At 58.4% G+C, this 17,488-nt stretch carries 15 protein-coding genes; 11 read left to right on the forward strand and 4 right to left on the reverse strand.

The features are described 5' to 3' along the window. Positions 1-199: 199 nt before the first annotated feature. The 5 genes from Q0753_RS09640 (at position 200) to Q0753_RS09660 (ending at position 7,031) form a co-directional block, all read left to right on the forward strand. A complete protein-coding gene (locus Q0753_RS09640; RefSeq protein WP_298719888.1) occupies positions 200-2,431 on the forward strand; it encodes an NADP-dependent isocitrate dehydrogenase in 2,232 nt (743 codons plus the stop codon). Positions 2,432-2,771: 340 nt separating this feature from the next. Further along, positions 2,772-3,530 (forward strand): MipA/OmpV family protein, encoded by a 759-nt coding sequence (locus Q0753_RS09645; RefSeq protein ID WP_298719890.1) that lies wholly within the window; start codon positions 2,772-2,774, stop codon positions 3,528-3,530. 421 nt (positions 3,531-3,951) lie between these two features. Next, positions 3,952-4,971, forward strand: a complete 1,020-nt coding sequence (dctP, locus tag Q0753_RS09650; protein WP_298719892.1) for a TRAP transporter substrate-binding protein DctP — start codon at positions 3,952-3,954, stop codon at positions 4,969-4,971. A gap of 102 nt (positions 4,972-5,073) precedes the next feature. Further along, a complete protein-coding gene (locus tag Q0753_RS09655; RefSeq protein WP_298719893.1) occupies positions 5,074-5,691 on the forward strand; it encodes a TRAP transporter small permease in 618 nt (205 codons plus the stop codon). A 53-nt stretch (positions 5,692-5,744) separates the two neighbouring features. Beyond that, on the forward strand, positions 5,745-7,031 hold the full coding sequence (locus Q0753_RS09660) for a TRAP transporter large permease (protein ID WP_298719895.1): 1,287 nt from the start codon (positions 5,745-5,747) through the stop codon (positions 7,029-7,031). Between the two features lie 547 nt (positions 7,032-7,578). Here the strand turns inward: Q0753_RS09660 and Q0753_RS09665 are convergent. Further along, positions 7,579-8,160, reverse strand: a complete 582-nt coding sequence (locus Q0753_RS09665; RefSeq protein WP_298719897.1) for a porin family protein — start codon at positions 8,158-8,160, stop codon at positions 7,579-7,581. 88 nt (positions 8,161-8,248) lie between these two features. Further along, a complete protein-coding gene (gene norR, locus Q0753_RS09670; RefSeq protein ID WP_298719899.1) occupies positions 8,249-9,805 on the reverse strand; it encodes a nitric oxide reductase transcriptional regulator NorR in 1,557 nt (518 codons plus the stop codon). Between the two features lie 154 nt (positions 9,806-9,959). Here norR and ytfE point away from each other — a divergent pair, with 154 nt between their 5' ends. After that, the gene (gene ytfE, locus Q0753_RS09675) at positions 9,960-10,655 is read left to right on the forward strand and encodes an iron-sulfur cluster repair protein YtfE (RefSeq protein ID WP_298719901.1); all 696 of its coding nucleotides are present in this window, start codon (positions 9,960-9,962) and stop codon (positions 10,653-10,655) included. Next, a complete protein-coding gene (locus tag Q0753_RS09680; protein ID WP_298719903.1) occupies positions 10,648-12,924 on the forward strand; it encodes a nitric-oxide reductase large subunit in 2,277 nt (758 codons plus the stop codon). Before ytfE ends, Q0753_RS09680 begins: the two co-directional genes overlap by 8 nt. A 110-nt stretch (positions 12,925-13,034) precedes the next feature. Here the strand turns inward: Q0753_RS09680 and Q0753_RS09685 are convergent, their stop codons facing one another. After that, positions 13,035-13,805 carry an EAL domain-containing protein gene (locus tag Q0753_RS09685; protein ID WP_298719905.1) on the reverse strand — a complete coding sequence of 257 codons (771 nt, stop codon included), beginning with the start codon at positions 13,803-13,805 and terminating at the stop codon, positions 13,035-13,037. 324 nt (positions 13,806-14,129) lie between these two features. Here Q0753_RS09685 and Q0753_RS09690 point away from each other — a divergent pair, with 324 nt between their 5' ends. From Q0753_RS09690 to Q0753_RS09705, 4 genes are all read left to right on the forward strand, one after another. Then, positions 14,130-14,495, forward strand: a complete 366-nt coding sequence (locus Q0753_RS09690; RefSeq protein WP_298719908.1) for a thiol-disulfide oxidoreductase DCC family protein — start codon at positions 14,130-14,132, stop codon at positions 14,493-14,495. Positions 14,496-14,506: 11 nt separating this feature from the next. Continuing rightward, positions 14,507-15,493 (forward strand): FAD-dependent oxidoreductase, encoded by a 987-nt coding sequence (locus Q0753_RS09695; RefSeq protein WP_298719910.1) that lies wholly within the window; start codon positions 14,507-14,509, stop codon positions 15,491-15,493. A gap of 113 nt (positions 15,494-15,606) precedes the next feature. Then, entirely contained in the window at positions 15,607-16,020 is a 414-nt protein-coding gene (locus tag Q0753_RS09700) for an ArsR family transcriptional regulator (protein WP_298719912.1), read from the forward strand. Then, positions 16,014-16,370 carry a metalloregulator ArsR/SmtB family transcription factor gene (locus Q0753_RS09705; protein ID WP_298719914.1) on the forward strand — a complete coding sequence of 119 codons (357 nt, stop codon included), beginning with the start codon at positions 16,014-16,016 and terminating at the stop codon, positions 16,368-16,370. The genes Q0753_RS09700 and Q0753_RS09705 overlap by 7 nt, the downstream gene beginning before the upstream one ends. Before the next feature lie 2 nt (positions 16,371-16,372). Here Q0753_RS09705 and Q0753_RS09710 read toward each other — a convergent pair whose 3' ends face one another. Next, on the reverse strand, positions 16,373-17,272 hold the full coding sequence (locus tag Q0753_RS09710; protein ID WP_298719916.1) for a LysR family transcriptional regulator: 900 nt from the start codon (positions 17,270-17,272) through the stop codon (positions 16,373-16,375). Positions 17,273-17,488: the final 216 nt, after the last annotated feature.

Below are 17,488 nucleotides of genomic sequence, written 5' to 3' on the forward strand. Positions count from 1 at the left end.
ATTCGGCACGACCAGACCCTCTTTAATCGAGTGACGCCACAGAATTCACTCAAGCCCCTTAAGTCCGAGGGGCGATATGTCATACAATGCCGGTCGGAAATTCAATCCAGCGGCGTTGGCCAGCGCCAGCGCCAGCCAAAAGTTGGTGCCACGCTGAGCCGTTGAACCCCCATCTATCAAGCAGGGACAGAGCGAAATAATGACCACCAAAACACCTACCATCGTATATACCTTGACCGACGAGGCTCCCGCCTTAGCCACCTATTCTTTGCTTCCCATCGTACGTACCTTTGCCAGCTCCGCCGGCATTAACGTGACCCTGAGCGACATCTCGCTGGCCGGCCGTATTCTGGCCGCCTTTCCCGAGCGCCTGAGCGAAGCACAACGGGTGGCCGACGGCCTGAGCGAACTGGGCGAACTGACCCAGGATCCGCATGCCAACATCATCAAGCTGCCCAACATCAGCGCCTCTGTGCCCCAACTGCGCGCCTGTATCAAAGAACTGCAGGCTCAGGGTTTCGATGTTCCCGACCTGCCGGAAGAAGCCAGAACCGACGAAGAGAAATCCGCCGCCGAGCGCTATTCCAAAATCCTCGGCAGCGCGGTCAACCCGGTGCTGCGCCAGGGTAACTCGGATCGTCGTGCCCCGGCCGCGGTCAAGGCGTTCGTCCGCAAGTATCCCCATTCCATGGGTGCCTGGAGCAAGGCTTCCCGCTCTCACGCCGACTACATGAACGGCGGCGACTTCTTCTCCAGCGAGCAGTCGGTCACCATGGACACCGCCCAGACAGTGCGCATCGAGTTCATCGACAAGGCCGGCAAGGTCGAGCTGAAGAAAGAACTGCCGCTGCAGCAAGGCGAAGTGCTGGACGGCATGTTCATGAGCGCCAAGGCGCTGGAAAGCTTCTTCGAGCAGACCCTGCAGGACTGTAAAGAGACCGGCGTGATGTGGTCACTGCACGTCAAGGCCACCATGATGAAGGTGTCACACCCCATCGTATTCGGCCATGCGGTCAAGGTGTTCTATCGCGAAGTATTCGAAAAATACGGCGAGCTGTTCGACGAGCTGGGCGTCAATGCCAACAACGGCATGAACAGCGTACTGGAGAAGATCAAGGCCCTGCCCCAGTCCACCCAGGATGAAATCGAGCAGGCCATTCACGACTGTTACGAGCACCGCCCGGAAATGGCGATGGTCGACTCCGTTAAAGGCATCACCAACCTGCATGTGCCCAGCGACGTGATCGTGGATGCCTCCATGCCCGCCATGATCCGCAGCTCCGGCAAGATGTGGGGCCGTGACGGCAAGCTGAAAGACACCAAGGCGGTGATGCCGGAAAGCACCTATGCCCGCATCTATCAGGAAGTGATCAACTTCTGCAAGACCAACGGCGCCTTCGATCCGCGTACCATGGGTACCGTGCCCAACGTGGGCCTGATGGCGATGAAGGCCGAAGAATACGGCTCGCACGACAAAACCTTCGAGCTGCGCGAAGACGGCACCATGCGCGTGGTCGATGCCAACGGCCAGGTGCTGATGCAGCACGACGTGGAAAAAGGCGATATCTGGCGCGCCTGCCAGACCAAGGACGCGGCCATTCGCGACTGGGTCAAGCTGGCTGTTACCCGTGCCCGTCAATCCAGCACTCCGGCGGTATTCTGGCTGGATGCCGAACGCGCCCACGACAATGAGCTGCGCAAAAAGGTGGAAGCCTGCCTGCAGGATCACGATCTGACCGGCCTGGACATCCACATCATGTCCTACAACGAAGCCATTCGTTTCTCGATGGAGCGCATGATGCGCGGCCAGGACACCATTTCCGTGACCGGCAACGTGCTGCGTGACTACCTGACCGACCTGTTCCCGATCATGGAGCTGGGCACCTCGGCCAAGATGCTGTCTATCGTACCCATGCTGGCCGGTGGCGGCATGTACGAAACCGGTGCCGGCGGCTCCGCGCCCAAGCACGTACAACAGCTGATGGAAGAAAACCACCTGCGCTGGGACTCACTGGGTGAATTCCTGGCCCTGGCGGTGTCGCTGGAAGAGCTGGGCATCAAGGAAGGTAACGCCCGCGCCAAACTCCTGGCCAAGTGCCTGGACAAGGCCACCGAGCTGCTGCTGGACAACGGCAAGTCGCCGTCGCGCAAAGCCGGCGAACTGGACAACCGCGGCAGCCACTTCTACCTGAGCCTGTACTGGGCCCAGCAAGTAGCCGCCCAGACCGACGATGCCGAACTGGCCGCCCACTTTGCGCCGCTGGCCAAGGCCCTGGCCGACAACGAACAGCAGATCGTCGCCGAGCTGAATGCGGTGCAAGGTCAGTCTGCCGGCTTGACCGGTTACTACCACGTCGATCAGGCGGCGGTAGAAAAGGTGATGCGCCCCAGCGCTACCCTCAACCAGGCACTGGCAACACTGAACGCCTGAAACTGACCGTCTGAATCGGTTCGGTTAAACAAAACCCCGGCACGCCATGCCGGGGTTTTTTATTGGCTGCAACGAAAGATTGAAGCGCGCCCCCCTGCGCTTGGTATCGGTATACCCATCATGGGCGATGCCATACCGCCATTCGTCGGTCACCCCATCAGACTCATGCTACACTGCCACAAGATCAGGTTCTGCTGATATACGTCGTTTTCGGCCCGTTAACAGTGGGCCTACAGACCTGATTCAAGACAAGCAGATACTCGCCCTGAATCTTTCAGGCTTGCCAGGGAACGGCCGTGACTTATTAATGATCAAAGATAACAAGAGGATAGCCATTTTTATGTCTCGTTCATTTCTTTACTCTCTCGCCACCCTGGCCCCGCTGCTGGCAGCGCCGGCCCAGGCCCAGTACACCTGGAGCGGCAGCCTGGGCGCCTCTGCCGTCATGGCGCCCGACTACCTGGGCAGTGACGATTACAAAGCCCGGGTATTACCGGATCTTAATATTAAATATGGTGACCTTTTCTACCTGAACTGGCGTGATGGTCTGGGCTGGAACCTGATTCAGCAGCAGAGCTGGTCGCTGTCACCCTTTATCGGCTATCACCCGGGCCGCGACAACACCGGCGATTTGAGCCGCTTCGACCAGGTGGATGGCGGCCTCACCGGCGGTGTCAGAGTCAGCTATCAACCGGGCTCCTGGCGCTACAGTCTGCAGGCCGAAACCCCGCTGACCGGCGATGTGGATGGCTACCAGCTGACCGCACGCGCCGGCTGGCGCGAAAAAGTAGCCCCCAACTTGCGTGCGAGCTTTGGTCCCAGTCTGGTTTACAGCAGTAAGGAATGGACCCAGGACATGTTCGGGGTTTCCGCCGCCGATGCCACCCGCAGCGGCCTGTCTCGCTATCGTCCCGACCAGGGTTATCTGCGCCTGGGCCTGAGTGGCAGTCTCAACTACCGTTTTGCGCCCGACTGGAGCATTACCGGCCTGGCCGGTATCACTCGGCTCACCGGTGATGCAAAAGACAGCCCCATCGTTCGTCAGGCGGGTGAGGCCACCCAGGCCCTGGCCGGCGCGGTACTCAGCTACCACTTCTAAGCGGACTTTCCGGTCGTCCATCGACTGGCGGCATACAGAGGCAACCGGGTTGCCTCTTTCATGCTTCCGGAGTCATAATGCGGTAAATACCACCAGCTTGTTTACCGCCGCCCACCGGTCAAATTCATTAGTAATGGAACCATATTGCACCACTCGTCACCCGCATTATTCCAAGCGTGGTCACTTTCGCCGAACAGACCACCTCTGCTAGCCTCCCAGTCAAAAAACATACAAACACCCTTAAAAACACCAATTAAATATAAAATAAAGAATAATAATCTGCTTTATCAGACACTTCTTCAGCCACCACCGTCCCGCAACATACACTTGCATGCGTCGACTCCTTGCGTCCTGCCTCGTCTTTTGCCAGTCTATAATGGCCTCAAATGAAATTAGAACTCGAAACGAAGGAGTGCATGGAATGAACAAGCAAAAAGGACTCAAGCTGGCGACCGGGCTGTCGGCGCTGGCGCTGTTCACCTGTAGTGCCGTCCAGGCAGACAACTGGCGCTATGCCCACGAGGAATACGAAGGCGACGTACAGGATGTATACGCGCAAAAATTCAAGGAATACATAGAGGAGCACTCGGATCATACGCTGCAAATCTATCGTTTCGGTGAGCTGGGCGAGTCTGATGACATCATGGAGCAAACCCAGGCCGGCATTCTCAACTTCGTGAACCAGTCACCCGGCTTCACCGGCTCCCTGATCCCCGAAGCCCAGATTTTCTTCATTCCCTACCTGATGCCTACCGACATGAAGACGGTGGTGAGCTTCTTTCGCGAGAGCAAGGCCATCAACGAGGACTTTCCCGAGCTTTACGCGCAAAAAGGTCTGGAACTGCTGAAAATGTATCCCGAAGGCGAAATGGTCATCACCCTGGATGAAAAAGCCACCACGCCGGAAGAGCTGAACAACAAGAAAATTCGGGTCATGACCAACCCGCTGCTGTCGGAAACCTATTCCGCCTTCGGCGCCACGCCGACCCCCCTGCCCTGGGGTGAAGTCTATGGCGCCCTGCAAACCAACATGATTCAGGGGCAGGAAAACCCGATTTTCTGGATCGAGTCCGGCGGCCTCTATGAAGTGTCTCCCAACCTGATTTTCACCGGTCACGGCTGGTTTACCACCGCCATGATGGCCAATCAGGACTTCTACAACGGCCTGGCCGATGAGGACAAGGCACTGGTGCAGAAAGCGGCCGATCACGCCTTCGAGGAAATTATCGAGCACATCGATGGCCTCGCCGACCGCTCGCTGGAGAAAATTACCAGCAACAGTAAAAAGGTCACGGTAACTCGTCTGGATGACACCCAGATTGCGGCCTTCAAGGAGCGAGCTCCTCAGGTGGAAGACAAGTTTATCGATATGACCGGAGACAGCGGCAAGGCGCTGCTGAACCAGTTCAAACAGGATCTTGAAAACCTGCAAGCCAACTGACATTTGGCCACAGCCCCACTGCACCACGCCAGTGGGGCCTGACTTTAACCCCTACCCCCGACGTTTTGGCCAAGGGGGGCGAGACTGCTCCGGAGCATCATCATGTCTGAGCACACCCCTGAACTAGAAGATGACACCGCTTCCTATGACTCCGGTCTGCCCGGTGTTCTCGGCGTGATCGACGAGTGGATTGCCCGATTCGAGGCCGTCATGCTGGCATCCGGCGTACTGCTGATGGCCATCAACACCTGCGCCAATGTCATCGCCCGCTTCGTCTTTGGCGAGGGTTTCTTTTTTTCCGGCGAGATTAACCGGATTCTGATTATCTTCATCACCTTTGCCGGCCTCGGCTACGCCGCCCGTCACGGCCGTCATATTCGCATGTCGGCGCTGTACGACGCGCTGCCCGCCCGGGCGCGGAAGGTACTGATGATCTTCATCGCCATCGTGACCGCCCTGATCATGTTTTTTCTCAGCTATCACGCCTACGGTTACATCGAAACGCTACACAGCCGCGGCCGTATTCTGCCGGCCCTGGGCATCGAGATCTGGTGGATTTATCTGTGGGCTCCGGTGGGCTTCGCCGTTACCGGCATTCAATACCTGCTGACCGCCGTCAAGAACCTGACCAGCCCCCATGTCTACCTCTCCACCGGGGTGGTGGATGGCTACGGTGATAGCGAAACCCATACCGAAAACCATACCGAAACCAAAGTTTAATTCCGGGCGACAATCGAGCGCCTGGCGTCAATAACCATAAAAAGGCATAACGCATGGCAACGCTGTTAATGGCCATCATGATTGGGCTGCTGCTGTTGGGTTTTCCCATGATGATTCCGCTGATCACCGCCTCCGTAGTCGGCTTTGTGATGATGTTCGACGGCTTCGGCCAGATGGGTACCTTTATTCAGCAGATGATGGGCGGCATTCGTCCGGCCTCGCTGATTGCGGTGCCGATGTTTATTCTTGCCGCCGATATCATGACCCGCGGCCACTCTGCCGACCGACTGGTTAACATGGTCATGGCCTTTATCGGCCACATCAAGGGGGGCCTGGCCATCAGCACCGCCACCTCCTGCACCCTGTTCGGCGCCGTGTCCGGCTCCACCCAGGCCACTGTGGTGGCAATAGGCTCGCCGCTACGGCCGAAAATGCTCAAGGCCGGTTATTCCGACTCCTTTACCCTGGCGCTGATTATCAATGCCAGTGATATCGCCTTTTTGATCCCCCCCAGCATCGGCATGATCATCTACGGTGTTATTTCCGAAACTTCCATCGCCGAGCTGTTTATCGCGGGCATCGGACCCGGCCTGCTGATCCTGGTGATGTTTTCGTTCTATTGTCTGTATTACGCCCACAAGCACCAGGTACCCACAGAGCCGAAAGCCGGCTGGTCGGAACGTATGGTTGCGGTACGAGAAGCACTGTGGCCGCTGTTTTTTCCGGTGATTATCGTCGGCGGTATCTACGGCGGTATCTTCAGCCCTACCGAGGCGGCCGCGGTCTGCGTGCTTTATGCCTTTCTGCTGGAGTTTGTGGTGTTTCGCGCGCTCAAGCTCAAGGAAATCTATCGCATCGCCAAGTCCACCGGCCTGATCACCGCCGTGGTCTTTATTCTGGTGGCGGTTGGCAATGGCTTCTCCTGGATACTGTCGTTCGCCCAGATACCACAAGCCATTCTGGAGTCGGTGGGGGTTAACGAGGCTGGCCCGGTCGGGGTATTGATTGCCATCTGTGTGGCTTTCTTCATCGCCTGCATGTTTGTCGACCCCATCGTCGTCATTCTGGTGCTGACCCCCATCTTCGCCCCGGCGATTCAAGCCACCGGGCTGGATCCGGTTCTGGTGGGGGTACTCATTACCCTGCAGGTGGCCATCGGCTCGGCCACGCCGCCGTTCGGCTGCGATATCTTTACCGCCATCGCCATTTTCAAACGGCCCTATATGGAGGTGATCCGCGGCACGCCGCCCTTTATTTTCATGCTGGTGGCCGCCGCCGGGCTGATTATCGCCTTTCCGGATATCGCCCTGTTTTTACGAGATATGGCTTTTTCCGATTGATGGCAACCCCATGGAGTCTCTAATCAGATATTCGTTCGGAGCACCAGAGGCAACACAGTCGCCTCCCTCGACACGCCATGAACCCATCCATGGGGGCTCGGAAATTCCATCCCTGGCATTTCACGGTCGCGGGAGCCGCTCTCTGTTGCCTCTCTATTTAGCACCGAGTTGTCTGCAGGTCGATCCACAGGCGACTCCGCAGCATTAGGGAGGATGAAGGGTTCTACTCCAGCGACCATCACATGACAGGTCACCAAAGGCTCCTGCAATGCTGACACTCCCGCCATCCTTGGCGGTCGGACGTCATGTGCTGAGCGTCGCTGGGATGCGGTTCAGCGTGTCGGTGGAGTGAACCCTTCGTTCGACCTTTACCGTAAATCCAAGCAGATCAGTTGGTTTTCCAGATTGTTATGATATGACAGTCAAAAAGATCGAATGTAATCCAATGGTATGATGCACCAACCAGAGACTCGAGAAGATCAGCTGCCCGATGCAGGGGGATCAAAAAAGGGCCCTTGAGGCCCCTTGAGAGTAACGCGGTTATGGTTCAGAAATGCCAGCTCAGGCCCAGCATAAGACCGTTGATGTCATAGTCGCTGCGGTTGATCAGCTGAGCGTATTCCGCGAAGAAGGCCACACCACCGGGGCGACTCTTGTCCCGAAAACGTACCCCGACGCCATAGCTGAAGTCGTCTTCAGACTCGGAACCTTTCCATCGCGCCGAAGATACACTCGCTTCTGCCTTGGCTTTGGTCCAGCCCAGCAGGCCATAGACCGACATGAAGTCCTGAATGGGTATCTGCGGCAGCGCATAGACACCAAAATAGTGTTTCAGCTTGGTTTCTACCAGACCGTCAAAATGTTCATCGTTTCCTATGCCTTTACCATAACGGCCTTCAAACGCCAGATAGGGAGAAGGTTGAACCCCCAGATTGATACCCACCGTATTCCAATCAGCCGACTCTTCAAAGAAGTCGTCTTCGGCATCAAGACTGATCTGCGCGTAATTCAACCCCACGTAAAACTCGGGCTGTGCATAGACAAGAGGGGTACCCGAGGAATACTGCTGGGCCTGGGCGCCCGCCGTGGCCAGAAGACATGCTCCCGCAAGACATGCGTTCAGTTTCATATAGACCGTCCTTGTGATTATTATTGGTTGTTGTTGCACCACCGTGCCTGGAAAGCGTAGAACAACAACCCAACTAGCTCCATATGAATTACTTCAATCCCAGCCGTTTCGCCAGCTTGTGCAGGTTGCTGGCGTCGATGTCCAGCAACCGGGCGGCGGCGGCCCAGTTGTTTTGGCTGTGCGCGAGCGCCTGCTCGATGGCCCGGCGCTGGGCCTGGTGGATAACCAGTTGCAAGCTGGCCGGGGGTGGGCCGCCAGCCGTGGTTGTGCCGGTGGCCGCATCGGGGACGGCGCCGGTGTCGGCGGCTGCGCCTGCCGAGTCATGGGGAGCGCCGACCAGATCCAGCAGCTCCGGCTCCAGAGTGATAATGTCTTCCCGTGCCGCGCCGCGACTGAGGGCTTTTATTGCCGCCCGACTGATCACATGCTCCAGTTCGCGCACATTGCCGGGCCAGTCATACTGGCACAGGGCCTGTTCCGAAGCCGGCGACAAACGCAGGCTGCGCACCCCCAACCGTGTCCGGTTCAGCTCCAGAAAATGACCGGCCAGCACCAGCACGTCACCGCCCCGCTCGCGCAGGGGCGGTATCGGCACCGGATACACCGACAGCCGATGATAGAGATCGGCACGAAAATGACCATCACGCACGCTGTCGTGCAGTTGGCGGTTGGTGGCGGCAATCACCCGCACATTGACCTTGCGCGGCTGGTCTTCCCCCAATCGCTGGATTTCACCGTTCTGCAATGTCCGCAGCAACTTGGCCTGAATACCGAGCGGTAACTCGCCCACCTCGTCCAGAAACAGGGTGCCGCCGTCGGCGGCTTCGAAGCGCCCGGGCCGGGCGCTGTCGGCACCGGAAAAGGCCCCCTTTACATGACCGAACAGCTCGCTCTCGGCCAGGGATTCGGGCAGGGCGGCGCAGTTGACCTGCACCAGGGACTGGTTGCGGCGGGGAGAGCACTGGTGCAGGCGACGGGCGAACAGATCCTTGCCCACGCCGGTTTCTCCGGTCAGCAGCACCGGCAGCTCCGAGTCGGCCACCACATCCAGCTCGTGCAGCAGCCGCTTGAGCTGGGGGCTCTGACCCAGTATTTCGCCTTCCAGCCGTTCGCCGAGCGGCGCCGGCGCTCCCTGCCGGGCCAGCCGAAGCGCCCGCATATCCTGCTCCAGCCGGGTCATGCGCACCGCGGCGGCGGCGGTAAGGGCCAGGCGCTGCAACTGCTCCCGGGCATCCCGATCAAAAGTACCCGCCGTCAGCGCGTCCAGCGTCAGCGCCCCCCACAGCTCACCGTCCAGATACAGGCTGATCCCCATGCAGTCATGCACCGGCAACGCCTCGCCAACGTGGTGCTCGAGCAGGCCATCGTAAGGGTCGGGCAGCGGTGAGTCGGGAGCAAAGGCAACGGTGCTGCGGCTGGCCAGAATGGCCGCCAGCCGGGGATGCTGAGTCACCACGAAGCGGCGGCCCAGGGCTTCTCGCACCAGGCCGTCTACCGCCACCGGGCTCAGCACCTCACCATGCAGCCTGAGCAAACAGACGGCCCCGCAACGAAAGTGCTCGCGCAACAGGCGCACCAGACTTTGCAGCCGCACCGCACTGGGCAGCTCGGTAGCCAGATCCGCCAGCAGAATCTCATAAAGCATAGGGTATTAATCACCATCAAAGGGTTTTAAATACCCTACACGGACAGGGTGAAAATAACCACAAAAACAAAAATGCTATTTATATCAATAATTTAAAAAGTGGCATACTGATTGCAATTTATCAGATAGATTACCACCGCCAAGGAGCAACATCATGAGCCTGCTTAATCACTCCCTCGGCTCGCTGGCCAGGGACATTCCGGGCGCCACCCGATTATTTCATCATTATCAGCTGAATTATTGCTGCGGCGGCAAGGCCTTGCTGAGCGAAGCACTGGCCGAGCGCGGCCTGGACACCGCCGAGGTCATTGCCCGGCTGGAGTTGCTGGCGGCTCGCCATCAGGACGACACCAACTGGGCCGAGGTCGGTATCGACCCGCTTATCGACCATATTCTTGAGCGATATCATGCGGTTCATCGGGAGCAGTTGCCGGTGTTGCTGCAATTGGCCCGCCGGGTGGAGACGGTACACGAAGCGCATTCTCTTTGCCCGTCCGGTCTTGCGGATCATCTCGACGCCATGCGCCAGGAGCTGGAAAGTCATATGCAAAAGGAGGAACAGATCCTGTTTCCCATGCTGCGCCGAGGCCTGTTCACACCGGCCCGGGCGCCCATCGAGGTGATGCGCATGGAACATGACGACCACGGTCAGGCGCTGAACCGGCTGCTGGAACTGACCCACCAACTCGCCCTGCCCGGCGATGCCTGCACCAGTTGGCAGACGCTGTATGCCGGTATTACCGAGCTGAAAAACGATTTAATGCAACACATTCACCTGGAAAACAACCTGCTGTTCCAGGCGGACTCTCTTAACCCTTCCTCTCGGCACCAGGAGGTGCACCATGGCTAATTATCGTCGCCTGTGGACGATACTACTCGTCGTTCTCGGCCTTACCTTTTCCGTACTCGGCTATTTTGGCCGGGAAGTCTATCGCGAGGCGCCGCCCATACCCGCTCAAGTCGTGACCGAAAGCGGCACCCTGCTCACCACCAAAGACGGCATTCTCGACGGTCAGACCGCCTGGCAGTCGGTTGGCGGCATGCAGCTGGGCTCGGTGTGGGGCCATGGCGCCTATCAGGCGCCGGACTGGACCGCCGACTGGCTGCATCGGGAACTGATGGCCTGGCTGGATCTGGCTGCCGTTGATGACTTCGGCACCCACTACGCCGAGCTGAACGACGAACAGCAGGCCCTGCTGCAACATCGGCTGAAAAAAGAGTATCGTACCAATGGCTATAACGCCGCCGACGATGTGCTGGTGATCTCAGAACGCCGCGCCCGGGCCATGGCCGATACCGCCGACTATTACAGCCGCCTGTTCGGTAACGACGCGGACTATCAGGCTACGCGCCAGAGCTATGCCATGAAGGAGAACACGCTGCCGAGCGCCGAACGTCGCGCGGATCTGACCCACTTCTTCTTCTGGACCGCCTGGGCCGCGGGCACCGAACGTACCGCCGGTGAGGCCACCTACACCAACAACTGGCCGCATGAGCCGCTGATCGACAACCAACCCACCGCCGAGAATATCGTCTGGTCCATCGTCAGTGTGGTGCTGCTGATTGCCGGTGTCGGCGGCCTGATCTGGGCCTGGGCCTTCCTGCGCAAGGAAGACGAGAAAGAGCCGCAGGCCCCGGCCAAAGATCCGCTGACCAGCTTCAAGCTGACCCCCTCGCAAAAGGCGCTGGGCAAGTACCTGTTTCTGGTGGTCGCCCTGTTTACCTTCCAGGTGATGATGGGCGGCGTGACGGCTCACTACACGGTGGAAGGGCAGCATTTTTACGGCATTGAACTGTCCAAGTGGCTCCCCTACACCCTGACGCGAACCTGGCACCTGCAAAGCGCGCTGTTCTGGATCGCCACCGGTTTCCTGGCCGCCGGCCTGTTCCTCGCTCCCATGATCAACGGTGGCAAGGATCCCAGGTTCCAGAAACTGGGCGTGGATGTGTTGTTCTGGGCCCTGGTCGCCGTGGTGGTCGGCAGCTTCGCCGGCAACTACCTGGCCATTGCGCAGATCATGCCTGCCAACCTCAACTTCTGGCTGGGCCATCAGGGCTATGAATATGTCGACCTGGGCCGCCTGTGGCAGATTGGCAAGTTCACCGGCATAGTGCTGTGGCTGGTGTTGATGCTGCGCGGCATAGTGCCGGCCCTGCGTCAGCCCGGCGACAAACATCTGCTGGCCCTGCTGACCGCCTCCTGTGCCGCCATCGGCCTGTTCTACGGTGCCGGTTTCTTCTACGGCGAGCGCACCCATATCTCGGTAATGGAATACTGGCGCTGGTGGATAGTGCACCTGTGGGTAGAAGGCTTCTTCGAGGTGTTCGCCGCCACCGCCCTGGCCTTTATCTTCTGCAGCATGGGCCTGGTGTCCAAGCGCATGGCCACCACCGCCAGCCTGGCCTCCGCCTCGCTGTTCATGCTGGGCGGCATTCCGGGCACCTTCCACCATCTGTACTTTTCCGGCACCACCACGCCGGTGATGGCGGTGGGTGCCACCTTCAGCGCGCTGGAAGTGGTGCCGCTGGTGGTACTGGGTTATGAAGCCTGGGAAAACTGGCGCCTGAAACACCGCGCTCCCTGGATGGAAAGCGTGAGATGGCCGCTGATGTTCTTCGTGGCCGTGGCCTTCTGGAACATGCTGGGCGCCGGGGTGCTGGGCTTCATGATCAATCCGCCGGTCGCGCTCTACTATATTCAGGGGCTGAACACCACGGCCACCCATGCGCACGCGGCCCTGTTCGGTGTTTATGGCTTCCTTGCGTTGGGCTTCACCCTGCTGGTGCTGCGCTACATTCGCCCCAATCTGGTGTTTAACGAGTCATTGATGAAAACCGCCTTCTGGTGGCTCAACGGTGGCCTGGTGCTGATGCTGTTCACCAGCGTGCTGCCGGTGGGGGTTATCCAGTTTGTGGCCAGCGCCAGCGAAGGTCTCTGGTATGCCCGCAGCGAGAGTTTCATGCAGCAAGGGCTGCTGCAAACCCTGCGCTGGGTGCGCACCTTCGGTGACGTGGTATTTATCATCGGCGCCCTGGCCGTGACCTGGCAGGTGGTGATTGGCCTCTGGCCTCGCGGCCGCCAGGCAGAAGAAGGGGTAGCCGAGCTGGCGTCCAAATAACGAATAAACCGGCCGGCTTCACCGTGAAGCCCCGGCTCACCGATAAGATAAAGAGGACCGCCGTGGCGGTCCTTTTTATCTTCGCTTACTGGATTGCATGCCTGGGCCGGTTACGCCCAGCCCTGAATCTGTTCGACGGTCAGCAGCTGCTCCAGCGCCGGTTTGGCAAACAGGTAGCCCTGCAGATAACGCACCCCGGCATTGACCAGAAAGTCCCGCTCTTCCACCGTTTCAATGCCTTCGGCCAGTATCACCACCCCCAACTCGGCACAGGCCCGCTGAATGTCGGCCAGACGCTGTTGAGATGCTGGCACCTGGTGAATATTGCGGATCAGGCTCATGTCCAGCTTCAGAATATTGGGCCGCAGGCTGTGCAGCCAGTCCAGGCTGGCAAAGCCGGCGCCAAAGTCATCGATGGCGGTACGAAAGCCATGACGGGCATAAGATTCGAAAATACGTTTGAGCTTGTTTTGACTCACAATCTGCTCACCCTCGATCACCTCGAAGATGATTTTTTCAAGATCAAACTGATACAGGGTCGCCGCCTCTATGGTGGCCCGAATACAGGTGTCCGGGTTATAAATGGCGTTGGGCATAAAATTGATACTGAGCAGGGTGTCACACCCCAGCCGGGCCGCCGTTTCTATCGCCTTCACCCGGCAGGACTGATCGAAGTAATATTTATTGTCATCGTTGATACGCTCGAAGACCCAACCCGCCCCCTGCCCTTCGGCGCCGCGTACCAGCGCCTCGTAGGCAAATATTTCCTGTTGCTGCCAGTCGATGATTGGCTGAAAGGCCATCTTGATTTCAAACCCCAGCGACTGACCACTCAGGCAATCCATGCAACTGTGTTGCTTTATCTGTGTCGGAATATCCATTGCCCTGCCTTTTGCGTCGATAAGCTATTCATTTGTAGCCGATTTTTTCGGCGTGGAACAAGGAACTACGCCGCCATCTGACAACATGGCGGCGACAGATCACGAAAATCACGGTCTCGCGTAATTCCAAAATAAAATTATCTTTTTAATGAAAGGCTTGCGTAACAAGCTCGGTCTAACCGCAAGCCCGCTGATGATTTCCGCCGTCTGGTGACCCAGGTATCGCGGTCAATGGCCATCAAGGCCTCGCAGAGCCTGGACAAATGAAACCACAGACTGCCTTACTCCCGCCACCATCTTTGGGGCGGGTAACGGAGAAAATCGATGTTGACCGTATTTTATGATGGCCGCTGCGGCCTGTGCGACCGGGAAATTGCCTTTTATCGTCGCCACAGCCGCCCCGGATCGGTTCGCTGGCTGGATATCTGGCAGCACGAGCAGGCGCTGGCAACGGCTAACCTGACTCCCGCCCAGTGCCTGCAACAACTGCACCTGCTGGATGAACATCAACGGCTGCATACCGGAGTAGCGGCTTTTGTCCTGATGTGGCGCGCCGTGCCCCGACTGAACTGGCTGGCGACACTGGCACGGCTGGCCCCGGTACGCTGGCTGCTGAGCCTGGGCTATCGGATTTTTCTGTACTGGTATCGACGCCAGCCTCATGTACAGCAATGCAAACTCGGAAAATGACAAGGAACAAGATGAAACCAAACATTGCCATTATCGGTGCCGGCCTGGCCGGTTTGACCCTGGCCCGCGAGCTGGCCGAACACGCACACATCACCCTGTTCGAAAAGGCCCGCGGCCTGGGCGGACGCATGTCGACCCGCCGTAACGACAGCCACCAGTGGGATCATGGTGCCCAGTTTTTTACCGCGCGCACCCCCGCGTTTCAGGCCATGCTGGCGCCCTTTATCGATAACGGCACCGTGGTCGAGTGGCAGCCCAACATCACCACCCTGAGCCCGGATAAGGCGCCGTTCAAGCGCCCCTGGTTCGAACCCCACTATGTCGCCAGCCCGGCCATGAACCGACTGCTCAAGGGCATGGCCGAAGGTCTGGATGTTCGCCTGCAAACCCGGGTGGCGGCCCTGGTGCAACAGCAGGAACAATGGCAACTGCTGGATGAAAATGAACAACTGCTGGGTGAATATGACTGGGTAATAAGCTCGGCTCCTCTGCCCCAGACCCGGGAACTGCTGCCCGCCGAATTACTGGGTAACTGCCTCGACGCTTACCGGATGCTGCCTTGTTATGCCCTGTTGCTGGCGGTGGACGATGCCGCGCTGCCGGTGTGGGATGCAGCCAGTGTCAACGACTCGCCGGTTCGCTGGATTGCCTTCAACCACCGCTTGCCGGGTCGTAACCGTCAGGCCGGAGCCGTGGTGGTACACACCACACCGGAGTGGTCCACCACCCACCTGGAAGACGATCAGGAACAGGTAACGCAGCGGTTGATCGACACCTTCTGTACCTTAACCGGAGTCAGTGCCGACGCCATTACCCAGGCCCAGCTGCACCGCTGGCGTTATGCACTCAGTGCCGAAGTGGAAGCGCCGGAGGCCGGTTTTGTGCTTAACCCTCACCACCGACTGGCCGCCTGCGGTGACTGGTGCCTGGGGGGCCGGGTAGAAGCGGCCTTTACCAGCGCCAGACAACTGGCCGATGCGCTGCAACGCCAGCTGTAACCGTTCGACTAACGCAACAAGATGACAACATGATGACGTGGTGACGCTGATGTCGTTGACATACGAAGGTCCATATATATGATGTGCCCATCATTCAGGATTCAGATTCCGTCATGACTCGTGTGCTTTTTGTCTGCCACAGCAACGCCGTCTGCTCTCCTATTGCCGAGGCGCTGCTGAAACATCTTGCCGCCGACCGCTATCAGGTAATGAGCGCCGGCATTCAGCCAACCGAGATCGAGCCCAGGGCCCTGGACGCCTTGCAACGTCTCGGTGTTGGTACCGAGGGGCTGTTCAGCAAGGGGCTGGATGCCGTTGAAGAGCAGTATTTCGACATCGTGATCAGCCTGTGCGAACAGGCTGAACAGGTTGCCAGAACCATACCCGCCAGCCAGTTGATGGCCTGGCACTTCGACGGCGCCTGTTGCGACTCTCCCCAACTGGCGGCCAAGGTGGTGCACGAAATCTTCGAGCGCATCAAGCTGCTGGTACTGGTACAGGACCGCCAGGTCAAATCGCTGTGGTAACCGACAGCCACCCGCTCGGCCTGTTCAAGGCCCTGTCCGACGACACCCGGCTGCAGCTGATGCTGCTGATCATGGCCGAGCAGGAAATGTGTGTCTGCGAAATGACCCATGCCCTGAATGAGAGCCAGCCCAAAATATCCCGCCACCTGGCCTTGTTGCGCCAACACGAACTGCTGCTCGACCGCCGCGAGGGCCAGTGGGTCTATTACCGGCTGTCTACCACTCTGGATGCCGGCGTACAGGCGATTCTGCAACATACCCTGCGTCATTATCGCCACTATATTCAGTCCGCTCAGGAACGACTGACCACCATGGGCAATCGCCCCGAGCGCCAGCGACTGTGCTGTTGAAGCTAGCGCCAGTCCTCGGGCAACGAGCTACGAATGTGCGCTAGCAAAGCCGTCACTTTTTTAGGCTGGCGACCAAAAGAATAAAGCAGCCCCACCGGCCTGGAGGCCAGCTGCCAGTCGGACAGAACGCTCTGCAATCGTCCCGGGTGCGCCTGCTGATAACCTTCGGCAAAACGCACCGGTAACATTCCGATGCCCACGCCGCGGGTAATGGCATCCAGCTGCAGCGTCTGATTGTCGACCATAAACCGTGATGGCGGAGGTTGAAAACTGTATTCGCCTTCGGTCGCATAACGCAGTACCACACCTTCACCTGCCTCGCATAGCCAGTCTACCCAGTCATGAGCCAGCAAGTCCTCTGGATGCTCGGGGGCTTCCTGCCGGGACAGATAGTCCGGGCTGGCATAGAGCCCGCAGGGCCAGTGACAAAGCACCTCGTGGCGCAGCCCGCACTCCGGATCTCGCCCCTGCCACAGCCAGATTTCGCCCTGACCCTCGCCAGGAGCGGGAGGCCTGGTTTCGGTATGAAAGCGAATACGCAGTCCCGGATAAGCATCGAGAAAACTTTCCAGCGCACGGGGAAACCAGCCCCGCGCACAACTGTTGTGTGCCCGAACCACCAGTTCGCCGCTCACTTCTCCCCGCAGATCATCCATTGCCTGCCGGCTCTGCTCGGCCAGCCGCAGTATCTGCCTGCCATAGCGCTCAAGCAGCAGCCCGGCTTCGGTTGCCTGCAACCGGTTCCCCTGACGATGCAATAACGGCTGGCCCAGCCGGGCCTCCAACTGGCTCAACCGCCGGCTCAGGGTCGATTTGGGCAAGCCCAGACAACGTGCAGCCCCGGTCAGACTGCCACAGCGTATGACGGTGGCAAAGCCTTCCAGCTCCAGTAAATCCTGCATCAAGACACCATGAAACGGAATAGTAAGTGGGATATATAAATAATAATAACAATCACAACTAAAAATATTTATTTTATACATCAAGGGTAGCGAGATAGTTCCCAAATTCGGACATCAACATGGCTCCTTGATAAATAATGAATTTCCATTTAACGGTTGAAACAGCCTTGCTGACTCATCAACTGCGAAAAAAACAAGTAATAATGATTATCATTA

Source organism: uncultured Oceanisphaera sp. (genome assembly GCF_947495715.1).
GTDB lineage: Bacteria > Pseudomonadota > Gammaproteobacteria > Enterobacterales > Aeromonadaceae > Oceanimonas > Oceanimonas sediminis.